Source organism: Phytohalomonas tamaricis (assembly GCF_003012345.1).
GTDB lineage: Bacteria > Pseudomonadota > Gammaproteobacteria > Pseudomonadales > Halomonadaceae > Phytohalomonas > Phytohalomonas tamaricis.
In genome coordinates this window covers 119,991-143,341 of sequence record NZ_PVRV01000020.1, presented here as the reverse complement: position 1 = coordinate 143,341, position 23,351 = coordinate 119,991, and the positions used below count along the sequence as shown (strand labels likewise).

The 23,351-nt window shown below is 55.9% G+C and carries 23 protein-coding genes; 19 read left to right on the top strand and 4 right to left on the bottom strand.

What is annotated here, in order from left to right; genetic code table 11:
• The first annotated feature begins 21 nt into the window (after nt 1-21).
• The 8 genes from mltG (at nt 22) to C3Z11_RS06140 (ending at nt 7,672) form a co-directional block, all read left to right on the top strand.
• Nucleotides 22-1,023 (top strand): endolytic transglycosylase MltG, encoded by a 1,002-nt coding sequence (gene mltG / locus C3Z11_RS06175; RefSeq protein WP_106477084.1) that lies wholly within the window; start codon nt 22-24, stop codon nt 1,021-1,023.
• Nucleotides 1,024-1,053: 30 nt separating this feature from the next.
• On the top strand, nt 1,054-1,698 hold the full coding sequence (gene tmk, locus C3Z11_RS06170; protein WP_106477083.1) for a dTMP kinase: 645 nt from the start codon (nt 1,054-1,056) through the stop codon (nt 1,696-1,698).
• Entirely contained in the window at nt 1,689-2,672 is a 984-nt protein-coding gene (locus C3Z11_RS06165) for a DNA polymerase III subunit delta' (RefSeq protein WP_106477082.1), read from the top strand. The genes tmk and C3Z11_RS06165 overlap by 10 nt, the downstream gene beginning before the upstream one ends.
• Before the next feature lie 66 nt (nt 2,673-2,738).
• On the top strand, nt 2,739-3,074 hold the full coding sequence (locus C3Z11_RS06160; RefSeq protein ID WP_106477081.1) for a PilZ domain-containing protein: 336 nt from the start codon (nt 2,739-2,741) through the stop codon (nt 3,072-3,074).
• Between the two features lie 51 nt (nt 3,075-3,125).
• Nucleotides 3,126-4,004 carry a TatD family hydrolase gene (locus C3Z11_RS06155; protein ID WP_106477080.1) on the top strand — a complete coding sequence of 293 codons (879 nt, stop codon included), beginning with the start codon at nt 3,126-3,128 and terminating at the stop codon, nt 4,002-4,004.
• 40 nt (nt 4,005-4,044) lie between these two features.
• Nucleotides 4,045-4,581 carry a DUF1285 domain-containing protein gene (locus C3Z11_RS06150; RefSeq protein WP_106477079.1) on the top strand — a complete coding sequence of 179 codons (537 nt, stop codon included), beginning with the start codon at nt 4,045-4,047 and terminating at the stop codon, nt 4,579-4,581.
• The gene (locus tag C3Z11_RS06145; RefSeq protein WP_262927272.1) at nt 4,578-6,830 is read left to right on the top strand and encodes an ATP-dependent helicase; all 2,253 of its coding nucleotides are present in this window, start codon (nt 4,578-4,580) and stop codon (nt 6,828-6,830) included. Before C3Z11_RS06150 ends, C3Z11_RS06145 begins: the two co-directional genes overlap by 4 nt.
• Nucleotides 6,827-7,672 (top strand): sulfurtransferase, encoded by an 846-nt coding sequence (locus tag C3Z11_RS06140; protein WP_106477078.1) that lies wholly within the window; start codon nt 6,827-6,829, stop codon nt 7,670-7,672. Before C3Z11_RS06145 ends, C3Z11_RS06140 begins: the two co-directional genes overlap by 4 nt.
• Before the next feature lie 83 nt (nt 7,673-7,755).
• Here the strand turns inward: C3Z11_RS06140 and C3Z11_RS06135 are convergent, their stop codons facing one another.
• Nucleotides 7,756-9,387, bottom strand: a complete 1,632-nt coding sequence (locus tag C3Z11_RS06135; RefSeq protein ID WP_106477077.1) for an electron transfer flavoprotein-ubiquinone oxidoreductase — start codon at nt 9,385-9,387, stop codon at nt 7,756-7,758.
• Nucleotides 9,388-9,498: 111 nt separating this feature from the next.
• Here C3Z11_RS06135 and C3Z11_RS06130 point away from each other — a divergent pair, with 111 nt between their 5' ends.
• The 9 genes from C3Z11_RS06130 (at nt 9,499) to C3Z11_RS06090 (ending at nt 17,100) form a co-directional block, all read left to right on the top strand.
• Nucleotides 9,499-9,723, top strand: a complete 225-nt coding sequence (locus C3Z11_RS06130) for a hypothetical protein (protein ID WP_158700933.1) — start codon at nt 9,499-9,501, stop codon at nt 9,721-9,723.
• Nucleotides 9,724-9,780: 57 nt separating this feature from the next.
• On the top strand, nt 9,781-10,530 hold the full coding sequence (locus tag C3Z11_RS06125) for an electron transfer flavoprotein subunit beta/FixA family protein (RefSeq protein WP_106477075.1): 750 nt from the start codon (nt 9,781-9,783) through the stop codon (nt 10,528-10,530).
• Nucleotides 10,530-11,456: an electron transfer flavoprotein subunit alpha/FixB family protein gene (locus tag C3Z11_RS06120; RefSeq protein ID WP_106477074.1), complete on the top strand. Its 927-nt coding sequence runs from the start codon at nt 10,530-10,532 to the stop codon at nt 11,454-11,456. The genes C3Z11_RS06125 and C3Z11_RS06120 overlap by 1 nt, the downstream gene beginning before the upstream one ends.
• A gap of 497 nt (nt 11,457-11,953) precedes the next feature.
• Nucleotides 11,954-12,769 carry a DUF3450 domain-containing protein gene (locus C3Z11_RS06115; RefSeq protein ID WP_262927271.1) on the top strand — a complete coding sequence of 272 codons (816 nt, stop codon included), beginning with the start codon at nt 11,954-11,956 and terminating at the stop codon, nt 12,767-12,769.
• Nucleotides 12,766-14,160, top strand: coding sequence for a MotA/TolQ/ExbB proton channel family protein (locus C3Z11_RS06110; protein ID WP_106477073.1), 1,395 nt, complete (start codon nt 12,766-12,768; stop codon nt 14,158-14,160). Before C3Z11_RS06115 ends, C3Z11_RS06110 begins: the two co-directional genes overlap by 4 nt.
• Nucleotides 14,144-14,677 (top strand): MotA/TolQ/ExbB proton channel family protein, encoded by a 534-nt coding sequence (locus tag C3Z11_RS06105; protein ID WP_106477072.1) that lies wholly within the window; start codon nt 14,144-14,146, stop codon nt 14,675-14,677. The genes C3Z11_RS06110 and C3Z11_RS06105 overlap by 17 nt, the downstream gene beginning before the upstream one ends.
• Entirely contained in the window at nt 14,670-15,077 is a 408-nt protein-coding gene (locus C3Z11_RS06100; protein WP_106477071.1) for an ExbD/TolR family protein, read from the top strand. The genes C3Z11_RS06105 and C3Z11_RS06100 overlap by 8 nt, the downstream gene beginning before the upstream one ends.
• A complete protein-coding gene (locus C3Z11_RS06095; RefSeq protein WP_106477070.1) occupies nt 15,077-15,859 on the top strand; it encodes an energy transducer TonB in 783 nt (260 codons plus the stop codon). The genes C3Z11_RS06100 and C3Z11_RS06095 overlap by 1 nt, the downstream gene beginning before the upstream one ends.
• Complete coding sequence (locus C3Z11_RS06090; RefSeq protein ID WP_106477069.1) at nt 15,859-17,100, top strand: tetratricopeptide repeat protein; 1,242 nt, start codon at nt 15,859-15,861, stop codon at nt 17,098-17,100. Before C3Z11_RS06095 ends, C3Z11_RS06090 begins: the two co-directional genes overlap by 1 nt.
• 4 nt (nt 17,101-17,104) lie before the next feature.
• Here the strand turns inward: C3Z11_RS06090 and xthA are convergent, their stop codons facing one another.
• Complete coding sequence (gene xthA / locus C3Z11_RS06085; protein WP_106477729.1) at nt 17,105-17,920, bottom strand: exodeoxyribonuclease III; 816 nt, start codon at nt 17,918-17,920, stop codon at nt 17,105-17,107.
• A 2-nt stretch (nt 17,921-17,922) separates the two neighbouring features.
• A complete protein-coding gene (locus tag C3Z11_RS06080; RefSeq protein WP_106477068.1) occupies nt 17,923-18,174 on the bottom strand; it encodes a hypothetical protein in 252 nt (83 codons plus the stop codon).
• A gap of 317 nt (nt 18,175-18,491) precedes the next feature.
• On the opposite strand from C3Z11_RS06080, the gene rhlB reads away from it, so the two are divergent.
• Together rhlB and dinG are read left to right on the top strand one after the other, a co-directional pair.
• Entirely contained in the window at nt 18,492-19,796 is a 1,305-nt protein-coding gene (gene rhlB, locus C3Z11_RS06075) for an ATP-dependent RNA helicase RhlB (protein ID WP_106477067.1), read from the top strand.
• Between the two features lie 47 nt (nt 19,797-19,843).
• On the top strand, nt 19,844-22,012 hold the full coding sequence (dinG, locus tag C3Z11_RS06070; RefSeq protein WP_106477066.1) for an ATP-dependent DNA helicase DinG: 2,169 nt from the start codon (nt 19,844-19,846) through the stop codon (nt 22,010-22,012).
• Nucleotides 22,013-22,142: 130 nt separating this feature from the next.
• On the opposite strand, the gene C3Z11_RS06065 is transcribed toward dinG, so the two are convergent.
• On the bottom strand, nt 22,143-23,219 hold the full coding sequence (locus C3Z11_RS06065) for a 3-deoxy-7-phosphoheptulonate synthase (RefSeq protein ID WP_106477065.1): 1,077 nt from the start codon (nt 23,217-23,219) through the stop codon (nt 22,143-22,145).
• Between the last annotated feature and the right edge of the window lie 132 nt (nt 23,220-23,351).

Genomic DNA, 23,351 nt, shown 5'->3' with positions numbered 1-23,351 from the left:
CGTATCGCCATAGGAGTTTGCATGCGCTGGTTGAAGCGGATGTTTATCGTGTTGATTGTGCTAGGTGTAGCAGTAGGCGGTGGCTATGTTTACTGGCATGCCCAACTGACAGCTCCGATTGCGCTTAAGCAGGATACCTTTTATGAAGTCGAGCGCGGTGATAGCGTTCACCATGTACTTGATGAGCTTGCCTCACGTAACGTTATTGATCATGTCTGGCCCTATCAGCTCTTGGGCATATTAGAACCTGAACATCTTAGTAAGCTGCGTGCTGGTGAGTTCAAGCTTACGCCTGATATGAATGCCTATCAGCTTTTGGCCAAGCTTTCGAGTAATGATGTGGTGACCTACCAGCTCACTATTCCCGAAGGGCGCACCTTTGCTGAAATGCGACACCTGATCGATGAAGCGCCGAAATTGAAGCATGAAACGGCGGGCCTCAGTGATGAAGCGCTGATGACAAGGCTTGGCCATGGCGATGAAGCGCCTGAAGGCCGTTTCTTTCCTTCGACGTATCGTTATCACAAGGGAACGAGCGATCTCGTGCTCTACCGCCAAGCTTACCAGCATATGCATGATGCGCTGGCAAAGACCTGGGAGAAACGCCAGGAAGGTTTACCGCTGGATAACGCTTACCAAGCATTGATTCTTGCTTCTCTGATCGAAAAGGAAACCGGAGCGCCTGAAGAGCGTCGTGAGATTGCTGGCGTTTTCGTACGTCGTCTTGAGCGTGGCATGCGTTTGCAAACCGATCCCACCGTTATTTACGGCTTGGGTAATGCGTATGATGGGTCACTGACGCGTGCTGATCTTACCAAGGCGACGGCGTACAATACGTATGTCATTGATGGTTTGCCTCCCACGCCTATTGCATTACCGGGCCTGGCCGCACTCGAAGCGGCTGTCGATCCCAAGCAGGGTGACAGCCTCTATTTCGTTTCGAAAGGTGATGGGCACCATCATTTTTCCAGCACCCTTGCTGAACATAACGCGGCTGTGCGTCGCTACATATTGAATCGTTGATAAACATGATTGCCGATAGGAACGCCTAACATGACTCAACCCCGCGGGCGCTTCATTACGCTGGAAGGCAGCGAGGGGGTGGGTAAAAGCACCAATGTCACCTTCGTCAAGGATTACCTAAACGCGCGCGGCATCAATGTCGTGACGACTCGTGAGCCGGGGGGGACCGAACGAGCAGAAGCCATACGGACATTGCTGCTTGATCCGCGCCCGCAGGAGAAGCTCGCTGACGATGCCGAGCTACTGCTGGTCTTTGCCGCTCGCGCGCAGCACTTGGCAACGTTGATTCACCCAGCGCTGGCGCGTGGAGACTGGGTCGTCTGTGACCGTTTCACGGATGCAACGTTTGCCTATCAGGGCACCGCACGGGGGATAGCGTTGGAACGTATCGCTGCGCTGGAAGCGTTTGTGCAACAAGGACTTTCGCCCGATCTAACCTTACTGCTCGATATGCCAGTTAGTGTTGCAAAAGAACGTTTGCTGGCGCGTGGTGGTGTGCCTGATCGCTTCGAAAAAGAGAATGGCGTCTTTTTCGATGCTGTGCGGCGCGGTTATCTCATGCGTGCTGAAGAGGCACCTGAGCGTTTTGAAATCATCGATGCATGTGCGCCACTTGAGGGTGTGCAGGCTCGTCTTGCCGATGTGCTCAATGACCGGCTTGCCGCATGGATATGAAGCCGTTTCCCTGGCAGCACGCTTTATGGCGTCAGATAATCGATCTGGCAGACCGTAACCGCTTTCCGCATGCGCTGATGCTTTCCGGTGCCGGTGGGCTAGGCAAGGAGCAGTTTGCCAAGGCATTGACGGCACGTATGCTGTGTCGTACTCCGGGTGAGTTCGCCTGCGGTGAATGCCGTAGCTGTCGTATGCTGACAGCCGGTCATCATCCTAACCTGCTGACGATTGAGCCAGCGGAAAAAGGTCGATTGATCCGTGTGGATAGTGTGCGCGAGGCTAACGATTTTGTTGCTCAAACGGCGCAACAAGGCGGCTATCGCGTTATCTATCTGCAGCCCGCCGAGGGCATGACTATCGCGGCAGCAAATGCGTTGTTAAAAAGTCTTGAAGAGCCAGGCAGCAATACGCTCTTCATTTTGTTGGCCGATATCCCTTCGCGGGCTTTGCCCACCATACGCAGTCGTTGCCAGCGCTGGACCTTTGCTATTCCCGATGAGGCAGAGTGTTTGCCCTGGCTTCGTGAGAAGCTTGGCAATGACGAGGATGCCAGATTCTGGTGGCGCGTGGCTGGAGGTCAGCCGCTTCTGGCGGTTGAACTTGGTCAGGGGGAGTCTCGACAACTGCGCCAGACATTGCGCGAGGTGTTTGAAGCGCTGGTTCGCGGTGCTGAACCGGTTGCCGAAGCGGCTCGAATCGATCGCCAAGCGCTAAGCTCAGTGCTGTGGTACGGTATTGCTTGGCTTGAGGATTTGATTCGATTGGGCCTGTCGGGGGAGACGGCACAAATACGCAACTCCGATTTGCTTCCTCTCTATCGGCAGGCGGTAAAGAACGGCCGAGTGCGTGACTGGTTCAGGTTGCTCGATTACGCCCGGGAGCAGCGCCGTCTTCTTGCCGCTGGCAGCAATCCTAATGCGCAATTGGTGCTTGAATCTTGGTTAGTGCGCTGGGCGGCACTGTTGCGCTCCTGAAGTAAGCCAATCCGTCAGGGTTCATCCAGTCGTGGTGGGCATGGACCAAACGATGAGAATAGATTGATGACTGCTCAAAAATCCTTGGCACTGACATTCGACAACAGCAAGACATTGCTGGCCGCCTACATGCCTGTGTTTGAGCGAGGTGGTATTTTCGTGCCGACTCGTGAGCGCTTCGAGCTTGGCCAGCGGGTTAATTTGCGATTACGCCTGCCAGGCGAGCAGGAGTACATCTCTGCCGTTGGCGAGGTGGCGTGGGTATCACCGGCAGGTGCTTCGGGGCAGCGCGCGCCAGGCATTGGCGTGCATTTCGATGCCGGAGAGCAAGCACTGCGCACACGTATCGAAAATCATCTGGCAGGAATGCTGGGCGGTGATCACGCGTCGTACACGCTTTGACGCGGATTGCCTGGCCAGCGTGTCATCTAATGCTTCCAATATGAACTCGCAATGAACAACTCCTTTAACGTATCCAGCGCATCAGCGGTAACGCTGGTCGATTCGCACTGTCATCTCGATCAGCTTGATCTTTCCGGTTATGCCGGTGGGCTCAGCGAGGCGCTTGACGCAGCACGTGCTCAGGGCGTACGTCAATTTATGGCCATCGCTACTGACATGGGTCATCTTGATGAACTGGTGCGTATGGCGCGCCAGCATGATGACGTTGTTTATTCTGCGGGCGTGCATCCCATGACGCGGTTGGAGGTGGAGTATTCGCTTGATGAAATCCGCGAATATATCGAGCGCTTCGAGCCTGTAGCAGTAGGTGAAGTAGGGCTCGATTATATCGTCGCGTCAGGTGAACAAACGCCTTATGTGTTACGCGATGTGCAGTATGAGCGTTTCCGTAATCATCTGATTGCGGCCAATGAAGGGGAACTGCCGGTCATTGTGCATACCCGTGGTGCCAAGGAAGATACGCTGGCCTTGATTCGTGAATACACCGACCCCGCGATCGGCGGGGTACTGCATTGCTTTACTGAAGACATCGATATGGCGCGCGAGGCGATTCGTCACGGTTTCTATATTTCACTGTCGGGCATTGTCACTTTCCATAGCGCTGAAAATGTACGCGAGCTGGCGCGTCAGATTCCGCTTGATCGCCTGCTGATCGAAACTGATAGCCCTTATCTGGCTCCGGTGCCTCATCGTGGTAAACCCAATGAGCCACGGCACGTCATTGAAGTGGCCAGAACCATTGCTAATGTACGTGGTATCAGTCTCGATGAAGTTGCCATGCAGACGACCGCAAACTTCTATCGCCTGTTCAGAAATGCTGCCCCGCAGGCGCCACAGGCGGTGCTTGATCAGTTGGGTAACCTGAGCTGAGCCGATATTTTAGTACCTGTCAGGAGACCGGAGCCTCGCCATGTCGCTTGATACGCTGCTGACCCAGGTTGATTCCATAAGCCGTATTCCGCCTGTCGATAAGTGGTCACCCGCTTGTTGTGGTGAGCTTGATCTTACCATTTCACGCGATGGGCGCTGGTATCATGAAGGCTCGCCTTTTACTAACGAGAAGGTTCGCCGTCTGCTTTCCAGACTGTTACGTCGTGAAGCGGATGGTGAGCATTATCTTGTGCTGCCCCAGGAAAAATGGCGCATCCACGTTGAAGACTGCGCTTTTCTCATCGTTGATGCCGATCCTCAAGATGGAAACTGGTTATTAATCACCGATGTCGGTGATCAGTTCCTGTTAGATGAGACTCATCGCCTTCAGCTAAGTGAGGCGGTAATCCCCAGCGTGGAGGTACGCTTCGGACTTAAAGCACGTCTGCATCGTAATGTGTTTTATCGTCTTGCCGAAGTGGCGCAGGCTGGAGGCGATGAAAGTATTGACGAGATGGGCATCATCAGTGCGGGCATCTGGCAACCGTTGGGACGTTTATCTGCGGAGCAGTTGTGACTGCTCATTCAATATCTGTCCCACTGACTCAGGAACAACAGGCTGTTGTTCATCATGATGGAGGGCATGCCCGTGTCGCAGCAGTGGCAGGGGCGGGCAAAACATCGACGCTAGTGGCGCGTGTGCTTCACTTGTTGGCAAATGGCGTAGCGCCCGAGCGTATTCTTGTCTTGATGTTCAATCGCGCGGCTCGCGAAGACTTTACCGCCAAGCTCCTTGCGCGAGCGCCACAAGGGCAGCGTCTGCCGCAAGTGCGTACCTTTCATTCCATTGGTCATCGTCTGACGGGCACGCTGACGCGTTGGGGGCGGCTTGCGCCACGAAGATTGCTGGAAGCCGATTGGCAGCGAGAACGTCTTCTCAAACAGGCTATTTATCAGGTCATAGGCGATGACCGAGCGGTGCTCGATGCGGCGTTCGAACCGGATCGCCTTGAAGCTTTTGGTAATTTCTGTGATCTGGTCAAAAGTGAGCTGGCAACCCCGGAGCGTCTGTTAGAAACGCTGGATTTTGGCGCGGATACGCGTTATTTCGCTGCTGCCTATCATCAGGTCGAAACGCTGCTGGAAATGCAGGGCGTAATGACCTACGCCGATCAGCTTTACCGGCCGTTGCGTTGTCTGGAGCGGGAGACGGATACGCGGGCCCGGGTCGAGGGATTTCTTGATCATGTTATTGTGGATGAATATCAGGATATCAATGAAGTACAGCTGCGCCTGCTGGCGATACTGGCCGGTACACGGGCAGCCGTGATGGCCGTGGGTGACGCCAATCAGTGCATTTACGAATGGCGCGGGGCGCGTCCCGATGCCATGCTGGAGCGTTTTACTCGTATGTTCGGCGCGCCGCATGACTATCCGCTGTCATACACGTTTCGGCATGGTCATGCCGTGGCGCTGTTGGCTAATCACGCGATTCGCGCCAATCGTAAGCGTCCTGATCAGATTGCCTTGGCCGCACCTTCCAATCCTGTGACCCAGCTTGATGCCGGTACTGGCACGTCGTATCTGGTTAAGGCGCTCCACGACTGGCAACATCAAGGCCGGCGCTTCGATGAGGCTGCAGTACTAATGCGAAGCTGGGCATTGACTGTTTCTGTGCAGCTGCATTTTCTGCGCCAGGGTATTCCTTTCAGGCTGGGGCGCGACGACCGCTTTGTATTCAAGCTGCCGCTGGTACAGGCATTGGCCGGCTACCTTGAGCTTGCCCGTCACGGTTCAAAACTCACCGACCCTGGCCATCTTCTACTGCTGTTCAGTCACCCCGCATCGTTTGTCACTCGCGAGCGGCTCGAGCGTCTCTGCCTGCATCTCGCTGAAAATCAGCGTTGGCCCGACAAGTCATCACCGCTGCTGGAGGGGCTTAAGCCTATTCAGAGTCGCAACCTGAAAAAACGCTGGGAGTTGCTTTGCGAGCTGCCGCGGCTGGTAGGCTGGGCACCTGCCCAATTGCTTGAACACGTTGTCGATACGCTTGATGCCGAAAAACTGCTGCGCCGCGCTGCTGCCCGACGTGAAAAGGGAGAAGAAGATATTCGCCTGCTTGATGTGTTGATCGAGCAGGCCGGTGAGCTGGCCGATGATCCCGAGGCGTTCATTGCCTTGTTGAAAAACCCTGTCGAAACGCGCCAGGACGGCGTTTTGATTACTACGGTACACAGCGCCAAGGGGCTTGAATGGCCCTTTGTGGCGCTGTGGGGGCTTAATGAAGAAGACTTCCCGTTATATAGCCGCGATGCACCGCTGAGTGACGATCTGCTCGAAGAAGAGCGTCGATTGTTTTATGTTGGGGTCACTCGTGCGCGGGAGCGCTTGGTCATGTTGAATGAAGGCGGACAGCGCCGCCCGAGCCGCTTTCTGACCGAAAGCGCTTGGCAGGATTGTGTCCGCGTTGCTAAAGCGCTCTACACTGGGCCCTCTGACTCACCGCAGAGTGATCAAGCTCCCCTTGAGGTGACGTCACCTGAATTGGTCGGGCGCTATTTAAGTGCCATCGATCATGTGCTGCCATTACTGCAGAAGCCCCATGCTTCACCTAAACTATCTGCTGGCATGGAGATGGCCAATGAGTGGCAGGTAGGTGAATGGGTCCATCATGCGGTCTTTGGGCAGGGAAGGATTGAAGTCGTCGAGGGCGCCGGAGAGCGCTGTGTCCTTGACGTTCGTTTTCGCCAGGCAGGAAGGCGACGCTTGATCGCGGCGCGTGCGCCGCTCAAGCGGTTGACTACACGTAAGGAGAATCTTTTATGACCACTGCGCTGGTTGATGTGAACACTCTAGCGAGCTGGATGGATGCTGATGAGCCGCTCGTTGTGCTCGACTGCCGTGCGCGGTTGATGGATGCCTCGGCGGGGCGCGCAATGTGGCAGGAGGGCCATATTCCTGGTGCTATTCATGCGGATATGGCCAAGGATCTGGCGTCACCTGCCAATCATGAAAACGGTGGTGGGCGTCACCCTTTGCCGAAAAAGGATACCTTTGCAGAGCAGCTACGCCAGTGGGGCATCTCACCGCAGACGCGAGTCGTTGTCTATGATGATGCAGGCGGTCAGCTTGCCGCAGCTCGGGCCTGGTGGTTACTGCTCTGGGCAGGTCAAGGCAATGTCCATGTATTGGATGGCGGATGGCAAGCCTGGCAAGAAGAAGATGGCCGGGTCGAACAGGGCGAAACGTTGCCGCAGATAACACCGAGCAATTGGCAGCCTAGCTTCAACGACAACATGATCGCTACGGCGGATGATGTAGCCCGTGGCGATGCGCTGCTGCTTGATGGCCGAGCCGGCGAGCGTTATCGCGGCGAAAATGAGCCCATAGATCCTGTGGCCGGCCATATTCCCGGGGCAGTCAATCTACCGAGCAGCGATACCTTGGATGCCAGTACGCATCATCTACTCGCTGCCGAAGAACTCGATAGCATGATGCCGCAAAGCGATGAAACCATTGCCTACTGCGGCTCGGGTGTCAGTGCTTGTCAGCTTATTCTGGCACACGCTGTGGCTGGGCGTGAACTGCCTAGACTGTATCCCGGCTCATGGAGCGAGTGGAGTCGTGACCCGGATCGTCCGGTCGAAACGAATGAAACAGCGAACTAAATAAAACCTTATGAAATAGTCCGCTTAATACGCCGGGCATACAAAAGCGCCATTGCTCAGCAATGGCGCTTTTTATTGCTGCTTTACATGTTGGGGTAGTTGGGACCACCGCCGCCCTCTGGTGCGACCCAGGTGATGTTCTGTGCAGGATCCTTGATGTCACACGTCTTGCAATGTATGCAGTTCTGGAAGTTGATCTGAAAGCGCGGCTCACCCGCCTCATCGTTAACGACTTCATAAACACCTACCGGGCAATAGCGCTGAGCCGGCTCGGCGTATTTCGGCAGGTTGACGCGGATCGGAATCGACGGATCGACCAGCTTCAGATGACAAGGCTGATCTTCCTCGTGGTTGGTATTGGATAAAAATACCGACGAAGACTTGTCAAATGAGAGTATGCCATCGGGCTTGGGATAGTCGATCCGCTTGCTGTCATCAGCCATTGCAAGCTGCGCATGATCCTGAGGCGTATTGTGTAGAGTCGGCAGCTTCCCGCCCACGGCTTGATCGATGGTATTCCAGATGCCACCCCCGAGCATGCCAAACTTATGAATGGCAGGGCCAAAGTTGCGCGCCGCACGCAACTCATCAAATAGCCAGCTCGCTTCGAAATGCGCGGTGAAGTTGATTAACTCATCGCCGCCTTCACTGCCGTTGGATAGTGCCGCAAAAACACTTTCGGCAGCGAGCATGCCTGATTTCATGGCGGTATGCAGGCCCTTGATCTTGGCAAAGTTAAGTGTGCCCGCATCACAGCCGATCAACAGTCCACCTGGGAACGTCATTTTTGGCAGGCTGTTGTAGCCGCCCTTGACGATAGCACGTGCGCCATAGGCGACACGGGTGCCGCCTTCAAGATGCCGTTTGAAATCGGGGTGATGCTTGAGGCGTTGAAACTCATCGAAAGGCGACAGCCATGGATTGCTATAGTCCAGATCGACGATCAGGCCGACCATGACTTGCTGATTATCGCCATGATAAAGAAACGAACCCCCATGCGTGTGCCGATCGAGTGGCCAGCCTGTCGCGTGAACGACCAACCCCGGCTGATGTTTTTCGGCCGGTACGTCCCATAGCTCCTTGAGCCCGATGGCGTAATGCTGCGGATCGCGACCTTCAGACAAGGCGTAGTGTTCAATCAAGCGTTTGCCCAGATGGCCGCGTGCACCTTCAGCGAATAAGGTGTACTTGCCGCGCAGCTCCATACCGGGCATGAACATCTCTTTTTCACTGCCGTCGCGGGCCACGCCCATGTCGCCGGTGATTACGCCACGTACTTCTCCTGTCTCGCCGTAGAGAATCTCTTGAGCGGCGAAGCCCGGGAATATGTCGACCCCTAATGCCTCGGCCTGCTCGGCCAGCCAGCGGCACAGGTTACCGGCGCTGATAATGTAGTTACCCGAATTATGCATTGTGCGAGGTATCAGCGCGTCGGCAATGCGGAGGCTACTTGCTTCATCGCGCAGCACATAGACTTCATCATGACTGACCGGCGTCTCTAATGGCGCACCGCGCTCCCGCCAATCCGGGAACAGCTCATCAAGGGCACGAGGCACGAAGACAGCGCCAGAGAGAATATGTGCGCCTACCTCGGCGCCTTTTTCGAGTACGCAAACAGAGAGCTCGTGATCGGCTTCGAGCGCCTGCTGGCGGAGCCGGCACGCTGCCGCTAAGCCAGCGACACCGGCGCCAACGATGACAACATCGAAGTCCATGAATTCTCGTTCCACTGATTGCTCCTCTAGATGATGCTCTCGTCAGGCCGCGCCCACGGTTGGCCGACCTACTGTTTGTTCGCTGCCACCAAGGCTGCCAAGGCGAGGCACATGTCCGTCGTGTTACACTTTGCATGCTTGATTGAAGGCAAAGCGCGCGATAGCAGGCACATATGGCGCTATATGACCATGAAAGTTGCTATTGTGGCATTTCTTTGTCTGCTGGGCATAATTCGAAAACGGCAGTGCCGAGGAAGGTGGGTGCTGGGCGTCAATATTCCAGGCGCAACATGCCTGGCCATAGGCAATAAGCCTTTATTAGCCCTGTTTTTATGATTGCTTCGGCTATTTTACAGCGCTCGGCTGAGCAATAGACAACCTAACGAGGACGTCATGAAGGTACTCGTCGCGATAAAGCGTGTGATCGATTACAACGTTAAGGTGCGCGTCAAGGCGGACCATTCCGATGTGGATTTGACCAACGTCAAGATGGCCATGAATCCTTTTTGCGAGATCGCCGTCGAAGAGGCCGTTCGGCTGAAAGAGCGCGGTGTCGCTACTGAAATTGTCGTAGTAACGGTAGGGCCCAAAGCGGCTCAGGAACAATTGCGTACTGCACTGGCATTGGGGGCGGATCGGGCCATTCATGTCGAGACCGAGGAGCAGCTTGAATCGCTGGCGGTGGCCAAGGTCTTGAAGCGGATTGTCGAGGAAGAGCAGCCTGGGCTGGTACTGCTCGGTAAGCAGGCCATCGATACCGACAATAACCAGACCGGCCAGATGCTTGCTGCACTGACAGGGATGGCACAGGGCACATTTGCTTCAGAAGTCGCTGTCGAGGAGCAAAAGCTCAAGGTTGTTCGAGAGATCGATGGGGGATTGCAAACGCTCGAACTCACATTGCCGGCGATCATCACTGCCGATCTGCGCCTCAATGAGCCGCGCTACGCTAAATTGCCGGATATCATGAAGGCCAAGAAAAAGCCGATCGATACGCGTAGCGTTGCAGATCTTGGCATCGATATAGCGCCACGTACGCGACTGCTCAAGGTGCAGACGCCTGCTGAACGTCAGGCGGGTGTGCGTGTTGCCAGTGTCGACGAGCTGATCGATAAACTGAAGAATGAAGCGAAGGTGATCTAATGGGCATCTTGGTGGTAGCAGAACATCACAATGGTCAGCTGGCCACGTCTACCGCACGTGTGGTTTCAGCGGCGCGCGTCATTGGCGGTGATATCGATGTGCTGGTGGCTGGCAGTGGAGCGAGTACCGTTGCAGAAGCGGCCGCGACGTTGAGTGGTGTCACTCGAGTACGAGTAGCTGACGACGCAGCTTATGAGCATGAGCTGGCCGAAAATATGGCAGCGCTGATTGCCATACTGGCGGGGGAATACAGCCACGTTTTCGCTGCCGCTTCCACGGCGGGCAAGAATTTCATGCCCCGTGTCGCCGCGTTGAAGGATGTTGCACAGATTTCTGACATTATTGCTGTCGAAAGCGCAGACACGTTTGTTCGTCCCGTCTATGCCGGTAGTGCTATCGCTACCGTGCAAGCGCTCGATGCGCTCAAGGTCGTGACCGTACGCACCAGCGCCTTCGATCCGGTCGAGATGGCAGGTAGCGCAGCAATCGAGGCGCTTGCCATCGTTGAGAATATTGGCGTGTCGCGTTTTGTCGAGGAGCAGCTCGCTTCTGGCGAACGTCCGGAATTGAGTGCGGCACGTATTGTCATTTCCGGAGGGCGTGGGCTGGGCAGCGGTGAGAATTTCAAGCTGATCGAGGCGGTTGCCGACAAGCTTGGTGCGGCAGTGGGTGCGTCCCGGGCGGCGGTCGATGCAGGCTTTGTGCCTAATGACTTCCAGGTCGGGCAGACGGGAAAAATCGTGGCGCCCGAACTTTATATTGCCGTGGGTATTTCAGGCGCTATCCAGCATCTGGCGGGTATGAAGGATTCCAGAGTCATCGTGGCGATCAATAAAGACGAGGACGCGCCGATTTTCCAGGTGGCCGACTACGGCTTGGTGGCGGATCTTTTCGAGGCGCTGCCGGAACTGGCTAACAAGCTTTAATAAGCCTTTCACGGATATGAGCAGTATAAACGCTGAGCCTATTGGCTCGGCGTTTTCATATCTGTAGCACTATGAGGATTGACTAGATGCTATCTAGACGTAGACGTAAACGTGCGTCTGCACGAGCGTGATGTTTCAATTATTAATTGATAATTGTTCTTGTTTGTATTAGCGTTAAAGTCGTCATTGCGAGAGATGGATGGCTTTGCGATGGTTTTGCCCGATAGATAATTCGGCCGAAATGCAGTGTAGGGATGCTGAGCCTGGCCATGGATAGCCCTCATTATGTCGAAGGTGCGTATTTTTCTGCCGAGCCATTTTTATAGGTAGGTTGTCTGCAAGCGTTTTTGTACCTGCTGGCCATTGCGTCATTCCCCCTCGTCTGAAGAGCCTGTCCCAATAGGATCATCGCCTATTGGGACAGGTTCCGATGTAGCCAATGAATAGCTTGGTATCGGTACCGTGAATTTTATGATCCTTATCTCTGGGAGAGCTTCGTGAGGTCACGATTTCCACATCGTATAGCAAGTGCGTGCCTTCTAGCGGTTGCCTTGCCTGCCCTGGCGGCGCCAACGCTACGCGATGAAACCGCTGAGCATCAGGCACGTCAGCAAGTATTACAAGAAAGCATCAATGCCGCTGATGATGAAACCAAAGCGTTACTGCTTCACCTGCGGGACGCGCGGGAAACAGCCAAGCGCCTCGAGAGCTATAACGCGGAACTCGCACCGCTGGTACGTGATCAACAGTCCCGTATCGAGCGCCAGCGTCATGCGCTCGATACGCTCGATGCGACACGCGAAGCGCTGCCGGGCACGATGCGCCAGATGGTGGAGCGATTGCGAGCAATCGTCGAGGCGGATTTGCCGTTCCGGCACGAGCAACGCATGGCGCGGGTTGAAAGCCTTGAGACGATGTTGGCTGACGCCTCCTTGTCGTCTGCTGACAAGCTTGAGCGTATTCTCAGCGCCTGGCAGATGGAACTCGACTACGGGCAAAAGATGGAAGCCTGGCGCGATACCTTGGTCGGTTCAGATGACACTGAAGTGCAGTATCTGCGTATGGGGCGCATGGGCTTTTATTACATGACGCCTGATGGTCGTCAAGGCGGTGTTTGGAACGCAGCACAGCACACGTGGCAGCCCATTGATGGCGAGGTGCTGGAGGCCGTACGCAACGGTGTCAAGATTGCCGCCGATCAGCGCAGCCCGGAATTGTTGTCTCTGCCGCTCTCCGTTGAGGTGCAACGCGGTGATCAGCCGAGCCAGGACGTGAACGACAGTGAACGTAATCCACAGGAGGCCAGTTCATGAGACGCCTAATTACTGTGGCACTGGCGGGTACGTTAAGTGTTGCCAGCTTACCGGGGCATGCCGAAACCTCTCTGGCAGAGACTATCAGCAGTTATCAGCAGGATGCTCAGGCGGCAGAAGGACGCGATCGTCAGCGTCTCGATCAATTGCTCAATAACCGACAGGCGCTTGAACAAGCGGTCAATGAAGCGGAAGCGCGCCTGAAGAAAGCGCAGGCTGAACGAGAGCAACTGGACAAGCGCCAGGCTGAGCAACAGAAAGCACTTACCGAGCTTAATCAGGCGCGTAGCAGCCAAGGGCAAGACCTTACGCCGGTCTTTGATGTGTTAAGACGCAGCATCAACAAGACGCGTAACGACGTTCAGGATAGCTGGCTCACGCTGGGCAATGAGGCGGTTGTGCCTGATGCAATTGACGATAATGCTATTCCTTCGAACGAGCAGTTCTCGACGTACATCGACCAGCTTTCCCAATTGATTGCGCGCAGCGCTGAGGCCGTACGTTTACAGGTGCCGGTGGCTGGGCATGACGGTAGCGTTAGCGTCCGTGAGGTCACTCGGCTCGGAGCGATGAGCGCTGTAGGCGCCGAGAATTTGCTGCGTCCACCGCATGGTGATACGCCAGTCAATGTCGCTGAACGTACGCCAGACGATGTGCAGTCGCAATTACGTGCGTTTGCTCAAGGTGACAGTAATCGGGTGCCATTTGATCCCTCAGGGGGTAACGTCCTTGATGCCTTTGCGCAGCAGCCAACGCTTGGCCAGCGCATTGCTCAAGGCGGCGTGGTTGGCTACGTAACGATTGCATTAGGCGTGATTGGCTTGCTGGTCGGGCTTGCTCAATTGGGTTACCTGTTGACTGTCAGCGGGCGGATTCGTCGTCAGGTTGGCACGCTTACCACGTTGCATGAAGACAATCCTTTGGGACGCGTATTGAAGCGCTTTCAGGGAATCCGTCGCTATCACCAGCCCGAAGTGCTTGAGGCCCGGCTTGACGAGATGCTTCTGGCTGAGCAGCCGAAGCTTGAGCGCGGCCAGTCCTTTGTCAAGCTAGTGGCGGCGGTTGCCCCGTTGATGGGGCTTTTGGGTACCGTCACGGGCATGATCGGTACGTTTCAGTCCATCACTGTGTTTGGCAGCGGCGACCCTAAACTGATGGCGGGCGGTATCAGTCAGGCACTGGTGACGACAGTGCTCGGCTTGATCGTGGCCATTCCGGTACTTTTCACCCATACCGCCATTGCCAGCCGCAGCAAGAAGCTGATGACGGTGCTGGAAGGACAAGCCAGCGCTGCGTTAGCGAATCACTTGGATGTTCAGGAAAGCGAGCTGGCGGAAGATGTATTACAGCACAGCCAGCGCAGAGGAGGACGCGATGGACGCGCTGTTTGATCCCGTCGACCGTCTCATTACCGCAGGCGGCCCCGTGCTGGTGGCCATCGCGTTGACCGCCATGCTGCTATTTGCCCTCAGTTTTGAGCGGATGATCTTCTGGCAGTTCGGTTACCCCAAGAGCCGACAGGCACTGATCGAGCGCTGGATCGGCCGGCGTGAACACATCAGCTGGAGTGCCCGGACACTCCGGGAGAGTTGGTGTCAGGAGCTTCTTTTATCCCTACGCGCACCGCTGCCGTGGCTAAAGCTGCTGATAGCCATTTGCCCCTTGCTGGGCCTGCTGGGCACGGTGACTGGCATGATTCAGGTATTCGATGGATTATCGCTGTCCGGTGTTGGTCAGGCGCGCTCGCTATCTGATGGGGTTGCACGTGCGACCCTGCCGACACTTGCTGGTATGGCTGTGGCCGTTGTGGGGCTTCTCTTTACCAGTCGTTATGAACACGTTATTCGGCGCGAGGACCAGCGACTTCACGATCAGCTGACACGTGCAGCGGAGGATGCTCATGCGTAGAAGACGTCTGCGTCAGGACGAAGACGCCAGTGGCATCGATCTGACACCGATGCTTGATGTGGTTTTTATCATGCTGATCTTCTTTATCGTGACGACCAGCTTCGTGCGAGAGAGTGGCGTAGAGATTGAACGGCCCGAAGCGAGTTCGGCAACGCCTCGGCCTGATGCTCAAGTCATGGTGGCGATCACTTCCGAAGGGGCCATCTGGGTCAATGGCGAGGCTGTCGATGAGGATCGCGTCGGTCAGGTTGTTGCGCGTGCGGCACGTAGCGCCGGTGGCGGTGTCGTTGTTCAGGCAGATCGTCAATCACAGACGGGGCTATTAATCGAGACAATGGATAGCATTCGTCAAGCCGGGATCGAGGATATTGCCGTTGCAGCCTCACGAGGGCGTGGCTAATGCGCCGTCTGGTCGCCATTACAGCTGGGGCATTGCTGGCCTTGGCGCTGTTTTTTGGACTGGCCTTGCTGGTTGCTCCGCCCGAGGCGTTGCGTGAACCTGCGCATAAGCTTACGTTTGCCATGACTGAGGCGCCTGCGCAGCAGGCTGAACAGCCCACAGCGCAACCTGCCGAGGCTACACTGCCAGAACCGGCTGCTGCGCCGATGCGTCCAGCGGCAGCGCCTCAGCCGGTGCCTGATATTCAAAGTGCCGTCGCCTTGCCGCTCTCTGAAGCGCCGCCTCCTGAACAGCCCGATATCTCGCTGGATAGCACATTACCTGAGCTTGATGTTGCGAAGCCGCAGCCTGTGCCCAAGCCTAAACCGCAACCCACGCCGCGCCCGCAACCGCGTCCTGAGCCGACGCCTCAAACTACGCCACAAGCGTCATCTTCGGCCAGGCAACAATCGGCCCAGAGTTCTGCAGCGTCAGGAGGGGCACAGTCCGCTCAGGATATCGTGAGCGCCCAGCAGAAGGGGCTGATTCAGCCAGTGAAGATGGAGAAACCTGACTATCCACGTCGGGCGCGAAGGCGGGGTACGGAGGGCTTCGTTGAAATTCAGTTCGAGATACAAACGAATGGTCGAGTCGATCGTAATTCAATCACTATCGTCGATTCTCGTCCGGGGAACATATTTAACGATGCGGCAAGAGAGGCCGTGTCAGGTTGGGTATTCGAACGCTTGGATAACCCCGTGCATATCATTCAGCGGCTTGAGTTCAAGTTGAGAGGCGGATAATGAAACGTCTACTGACGCGTCTATTGCTGGTCATGTGGTGTGTGTTTTCCCTGCCGGCGCTGGCGGCAGGGCCTGCCTTGCCGCCGGCGACGGTTGAGCGATTGCAGCATCTTGAGCAGCAGCTTGCTACCGGCGATATGGCTGATGTTGCCGCCGAGGCGCAGCGCCAGGCTGAGCGTTTGGGAAGCAGCGGCGCCAGCGGCTGGGCTAAGGCGCTTTATCTTCAGCTTGGTGCTAATGCAGAAGCCAAGCGTGGCCGTGATGCTCATGCCGCTGATCTCTTTGCCCAGGCGCGTGATATCAGTGTGGCCCCGCTGGCACAGCGCGTGAGTTGGCTGGAAAGGGAAGCCAAGCTGAGATTAAGGGCGGGACAGATGGAAAACGGTGTGGCCTTGCTCGAACGCTGGGCAGAACAAGCATATCCAGCGCCATCTGATCTTTGGCTGCTGGCTCAGGTGCAGGCTCATCAGGGTAATTGGTCATCAGCGGCACGCTGGCTTAAACGTGCCCGTCATGCAACTTCTGCGCTTTCATCACGCCAGACTGAACTGGCAGCGGTCATCTATCAGCACGCTGGTCAAAATGACGCAGCGGTGAAAATGATCGAGGCGCAAATCGATCGTGACGCTCAGGATGCGCAGATCTGGCAACGTGCGGCGGCGCTTTATCAGCGTATTGGACAACCAGGACGCGCGGCTGCGTTATGGGAAGCCGGCTGGCGTCGCGGTATCTTAAAAGGATCAGAGGCACTGGAACGGCGCATTGCCTTGCATATGGCCGGCGGGACGCCGGCGCGTGGAGCGGAAATTCTTGCCCAGGCGCTTATGAAAGGTGAACTTGAGCCTACGCCGGAACGTCAGCGTCAGCTCGCCCAGGCATGGACAATGGCGCGTGATCGTGATCATGCGTTAAACGCCTGGCAAACGTTGGCTGATCAAACCCATGAGGCGCGTGACTGGCGGCAGCTAGGCGAACTGGCCTATGGCTGGGGCAATTGGCCGCTGGCGATCAAAGGGTTGAGCAATGCGCGTCAGGCAGGGGATAGTGCGCGTGGTCGACTCTGGTTATTGCAGGGAGTAGCGGCCTACGAGCAAGGGGATCGGGAGGCTGCACGCCGTGCCTTCAGGCAGGCAGCGAACAGCCAGGAAGTTGCCGAACAGGCTGAGGCCTGGCAGAACATGCTTGCTCAGTCGAATTCAGAATCATCAGGTGAGACTGAGCCGCAACGGGGCAATACCTAGCCTTTTACAAGGCTAGGTCGGTCCAGACCGGAGCATGATCCGATGGGCGTGTCATGGCGCGTAACTCATAGTCGATACCGGCATCCTGTACAGCAGGAACCAGGGCATCACTGACCAGAATCAAGTCGATGCGCAATCCACGCTTGGGCTCACGCTCGAATCCTTTTGAGCGGTAATCGAACCAGCTAAATAGTTCACTTTCTTCGGGGTGGCAGCAGCGGAAGCTGTCTTTCAGACCCCACGTCATTAGTCGATTTAACCACTCGCGTTCTTCAGGCTGAAAGCTGGTCTTGCCATCACGCAGCCAGCGCTTGCGGTTGGCCTCGCCAATCCCGATATCGATATCGGCAGGCGAAATATTGAAATCCCCCATCACGACAAGCCGCTCACTTGCACGGTGTGATGTTTCCAACAGTGTCGAAAGCTGGGTATAGAAGTGACGCTTGTTGGGATACTTGCTTGGATGGTGAATGCTTTCGCCCTGAGGGAAATAGCCATTCCAGACGGTAAGGGGCTCGCCATCCGTTCCTGCCATGCGTACGCCGATCATGCGTTTCTGGGCATCTTCGCCATCATCGGGAAAGCCCAGGAATACGGCTTCCGGCGCCTGACGCGTCAACATCGCTACGCCGTAATGCCCTTTCTGGCCATGAAAGTGAACGTGATAACCGAGTTTCTGGACTTCCTCGAGGGGAAACTCGCTATCCTGAACCTTGGTTTCCTGCAGACCTATGATATCTGGCGCATGGCTTTCGATCATGGCTTCGAGTTGATGCAGGCGGGCGCGAATACTGTTGATGTTAAAAGATACCAGCCTCATCATCACTGCTCCTGACCAGCAGCCGAATCCTCGGGGTGCTGGGGGTGGACAGGTAATGGCGTGGCTTCACGGCGTTGGCGGTCCTGCTTTCGCGCTGCCTGTTCCTTGCGCTGCTTCGCTTTCTTGCTGATGGTTCGCTTGCTTGATCCGGTGGCATCAGGCGTTTCATTGCGCCATTGGCGATAATCCTTGCGGCGGCCGGTACGGATCATGACCTTGTCGGCCAATGAGCGTGTTTTCTTGCGTCGAGTCATGGCAGTTACTTCCTTTCAATAAGGCGGGGATTCTAGCAAGAGTGAAGAGGTTTAACCTCCTTGGTAGTGTAACGACGTTGATTTGAAAATTTAATCAGCGGCTAGCTTTCCACCCTACAGGCGCAGTCAGCGTCTAGGGCTGGTACAATAGTAATGTAATCAAGCCATTTATACCGATATTGTGCGAATACACGAACAGTGAGGCGTCTGTGGCATGGCTCTATCCCGGCGGAAAGTTCCGGCGTAGACTGCGCCCGGTTGTAAGCCTTCGGTATTTTGCACTTCTCAATCCACCCTAACCAAATGATCCTAATGTTATGAGCGAGTCGGAAAAGACATCTCCACCGACCCAGAATCAGAGTCGCAAACCCAAGCGTCGGCGGCGTAAACCGCGTAAGGGTGAACCCAATCAGCAGAAGGCTCAGCGTCAGGACTGGGATATCTCGAAGTTCGAGGTGCCTGCCGTCGCAGGTAAGTGGCGTTTCCACGATTTTAACCTGCCGATGCCACTGATGCAGGCCATCCATGAGCAGGGGTTTGAGTACTGCACGCCCATTCAGGCTGAGGCGCTCAAGCACACATTGCTTGGCGGTGATGTCGTCGGCAAGGCGCAGACTGGAACCGGTAAAACGGCAGCATTTCTGATCTCGATTCTGACCTACTTCCTTGAGGAAGAGACACCTGATGGTCAGAAAAATGGAGCGCCACGCGCGCTGATCATTGCGCCAACCCGTGAGCTGGCCTTGCAGATCGAGAAAGATGCCAAGGCGTTGACTCGCTATACGCGCTTGAAAGTTGCCAGCGCCGTTGGTGGCATGGACTATCAAAAGCAGCAGCAACAGCTAGCCAAGCCGCTTGATATCCTGATCGCCACGCCTGGTCGTTTGCTCGATTTCTTTCAAAAGCGTGATGCTGATCTGTCTCAGGTCGAAGTGTTGGTGCTTGATGAGGCTGACCGCATGCTGTCGATGGGCTTTATTCCCGACGTCAAGCGCATCATTCGAGCGACGCCCAAGCGCGAGGAACGTCAGACCTTCCTGTTTTCAGCGACGTTTACTCAGGACATCCTCAATCTGGCCAGCCAATGGACGCATGAGGCTGCCTTTGTCGAAATCGCCATTAATACCGAGACGGCTGCGAATATAGATCAGCGCGTCTACATGGTCAGTGACAGCGACAAGCTCAGGCTCTTGACCAATCTGGTCAGGTTGGAGGCGCTTGATCGGGTCATGGTGTTCGCCAACCGTCGCGATCATGTCCGTGAACTTGACAAGAAACTGCGTGAAGCGGGTGTCAACGTGGCGATGCTGTCCGGGGACGTGCCTCAGCGCCAGCGTATCAAGACGCTGGAGCGGTTTCGCTCGGGTGAAGTCTCGGTGCTGGTGGCGACCGATGTCGCTGGACGGGGCATCCATATCAATGATGTCAGCCACGTGATCAACTACACCTTGCCGGAAGATCCTGAGGACTATGTGCATCGTATCGGCCGTACAGGACGTGCCGGCGCCAAGGGCACATCGATCAGTTTCGTTGGTGAAGAAGACGCCTTCGCGCTGCCTGAAATCGAGTCGTTACTTAATGACAAACTGCCTTGCGAACATCCGCCTGAAGGCTTGCTGTAAGGGTAAGTGCCAGTATTGATAATAAAGGACGGGAGCGGAGACGGGCGATGCTCGAAGCGGCGCTGAAAACGCAGATTCAGGAGGCTTACCGGCAGGTGCTCGAAGGGCTTGAGCTGACGCCACGATACGGTCAGCGCCTGATGATTGCCGAGATCGCCAGAACGCTGGGTGAGATCGAGGTTGATGATGAAGGCCGTCGCGTCGGTAACGAGCACGTCTGTGTGTTGGAGGCAGGCACAGGGACGGGTAAAACGCTGGCGTATCTGCTTGCGGCATTGCCGATTGCCAAAGCGCGCGGCAAGCGCCTGGTCGTGGCCACGGCGACGGTAGCGCTGCAGGAGCAGGTGCTTTACCACGATCTACCCGCTCTCAAGCGCCACAGCGGATTGTCATTTGAGTATGGCTTGGCCAAGGGGCGAAGGCGCTACTTGTGCGTTGCGCGGCTTGAACAAGTGCTTGACGGTGTCGAAGCCAATCCGACCATGTCGCTATTCGAGCAGCAACTGACGAGCGGCAATGAGGCTTTAGCCGGTCTCGCACAAGAGCTGGCTGAATCCTATGCCGCAGGGCAGTGGGCTGGTGATCGCGACAGTTGGCCTGTGTCGATTGAAGATAACCACTGGCGGCAGCTGACTACCGATCACCGCCAGTGTACCAACCGACGCTGCGGTCATTTTGGTGCCTGTGCGTTCTTCCGCGCGCGGCGTCAACTCGATGAAGCCGATATCATCGTGGCCAATCACGATCTGGTCCTTGCTGATCTGTCGTTGGGCGGCGGCATGGTGCTACCACCGCCGAAAGATTGCATCTATATCTTCGATGAAGGGCATCATCTGCCCGATAAGGCGCTTGAGCATTTTTATCATCGCCTGCCGATAAACGGTGCGCTGCGCTGGCTAGGTCAACTCAAGAAATCATTGACGGAACTCAATACTGCTCTGGCGGTACAGCCTACGGTAGCGCGCTTGCTGGGTTCACTGCCTGAGGCGTTGGCGGCGCTGGAACCAAGGCTCGGTGAAGCATTCCGGCTGGGTTATCAATTTGCCGATTCGATACCTCCTGCCACTGGCGGCGGGCGCCGTGATGGCGAGAACGATGCACAACACTATCGTTTCCCGATGGGCCGGGTGCCAGAGGGTTTGATGGAGCATGCGGTGGCCTTGGTTGCGCCTTTCGCTGAGCTATCGCGCACGCTTGAGACGATCGGCGATATTCTGCGTGAAAGCCTTGATCCGGATAAGAATACCGGCCTGGCGCGTGAGCAGGCTGAGGCTTGGCTGCCGCTAGTGGCGCTGCTGCATGGTCGTGCCCTGGAGGCGCATGGGCTCTGGCAGGCATTTGCCGAGCAGGATGACAAGGATAGTGCTCCGAGAGCGCGCTGGCTGACATTTGAAACGATAAGCGGCGATGCTGAGCTTATCTTTTCGGCAAGCCCGGTCAGTGCGGCAGAAACATTGGCGCGCCATTTATGGGGAAACTGCTTTGGCGCGGTATTGACTTCGGCCACCCTGACAGCGTTGGGCCGCTTCGATCGAATACAGGAGCGTGCAGGACTCGCCAACCGCTATCGCTATCAACGCCTGCCAAGCCCGTTCGATTATTCACGTGCCGTGCTCAGCGTGCCGAAAGAAGCCGTTGACCCGGGCGATCGTGATGGCCATGAACGCGCCATTCGCGACTTTATCGTCTCACTGCAGGCAGGTGAGGCGGCGTTGGTGTTGTTCTCGTCACGCAAGCAGTTACGCGCAGTGGAGAAAGCGTTACCCGAGTCGCTTGCTGACCGGGTGCTATCGCAGGATCGGCTTCCCAAACGTGAACTTCTAGACCGCCATCGGCAACGGGTAGATGCCGGGCAGGGCAGTATCATTTTCGGCATGGCAAGCTTTGCTGAAGGTATTGATCTGCCGGGTAAATATTTGACCCATGTCATCATTACCCGCTTACCCTTTTCGGTGCCGGACGATCCGGTAGGCGCTACGCTGGCTGAGTGGATTGAGTCACGCGGTGGCAATGCCTTCATGCGCATTTCGGTGCCGGATGCCTCGATCAAATTGATTCAGGCATGCGGGCGCTTGATCCGTAAGGAGATCGATACCGGACGGATTACCTTGCTCGACCGACGAGTATTGACCCGCCGTTATGGTCAGGCGCTGCTTGATTCTCTACCGCCATTTCGCCGCGAGATTGAAGGCGTTGAGGTGCCATTGGCATCGTGAGGATGATGCATTGAGCAATGGACAGGCTTTTATAGCTAATGCCTGGAAAGAAAAAGCCGGATCGTGCGATCCGGCTTTTTTTGTCTCGACTATGCGTATTCGAGCGACATTTCTGAAGCAGAGCGCTGATTTATTTAGCGATGCGCTCGCGGAGTTTATCACGCAGCTTGCTATCCATCTCAGTGAGGACCCTTTCGGTCGTTGGCCAGTCGATACAGGCATCGGTAATCGAGACGCCGTATTGCAGCTGGCTACGATCTTCAGGGATCTTCTGCGCCCCCCAACCCAGGTGGGACTCAATCATCAGTCCCATGATCGAGCGATTACCCTCAAGGATCTGCTGGGTAATATTTTCCAGTACCAGCGGTTGTAATGCCGGATCCTTATTGGAGTTGGCATGTGAGCAGTCGACCATGATGTTGGTCTTGAGCCCCGCTTTCTGAAGCTCCTGCTCCGCTAGAGTGACGCTGACACTGTCATAATTGGGTTTGCCGTTACCGCCGCGCAGCACCACATGGGCGTAGCGGTTGCCCCGTGTACGGATGATGGCTACCTGTCCCTTCTGGTCGATACCAAGGAAGTTATGCGGATGAGCGACCGAGTTCAACGCATTGACGGCGACATCAAGACTGCCATCAGTGCCATTTTTGAAGCCGACGGGGCCGGAAAGACCAGAGGCCATTTCACGGTGTGTCTGTGATTCAGTAGTGCGCGCGCCGATGGCCGACCAACTGATACAGTCTTGAAGATACTGCGGGGAAATCGGATCGAGCGCTTCGGTAGCAAGTGGCAAACCCATTTCAGGCAGATCGACAAGCAGTTGACGGGCAATATGTAGGCCATCTTCGATGGCAAAGGAATCATCAATGTAAGGGTCATTGATCAGTCCTTTCCATCCCACTGTCGTGCGCGGTTTTTCGAAATAGACGCGCATGACGATAAAGAGGCTTTCTTTTACTTGGTCCGCTAGAGCGAGGAGACGTTTGGCATAGTCCTTGGCCGCTTCGACATCGTGAATCGAGCAAGGCCCGATCACGACGAGTAGCCGCGGGTCCTCCCCATCGAGAATGCGCTGAATTGTCTGGCGGCTCTCGATGACGGTACGTTCTGCTACGGCGCTAAGCGGGATATCACGCTTTAGCTCATCGGGGGTGATCAATACGTCCTGGGAGAGGACATTTAAATTGTTGACCTGCTGTTCAGACATTATCGACCTGCATATTAATCGATTGGATCCGTGGGTGTGCTGCGACGAAGATAAAGGCATGTCGAAGCGATCGGGGTACTTACTATTGAATGTGAAACGATGAAAAGCAATGCTAGCACGGAACTCGCCGTC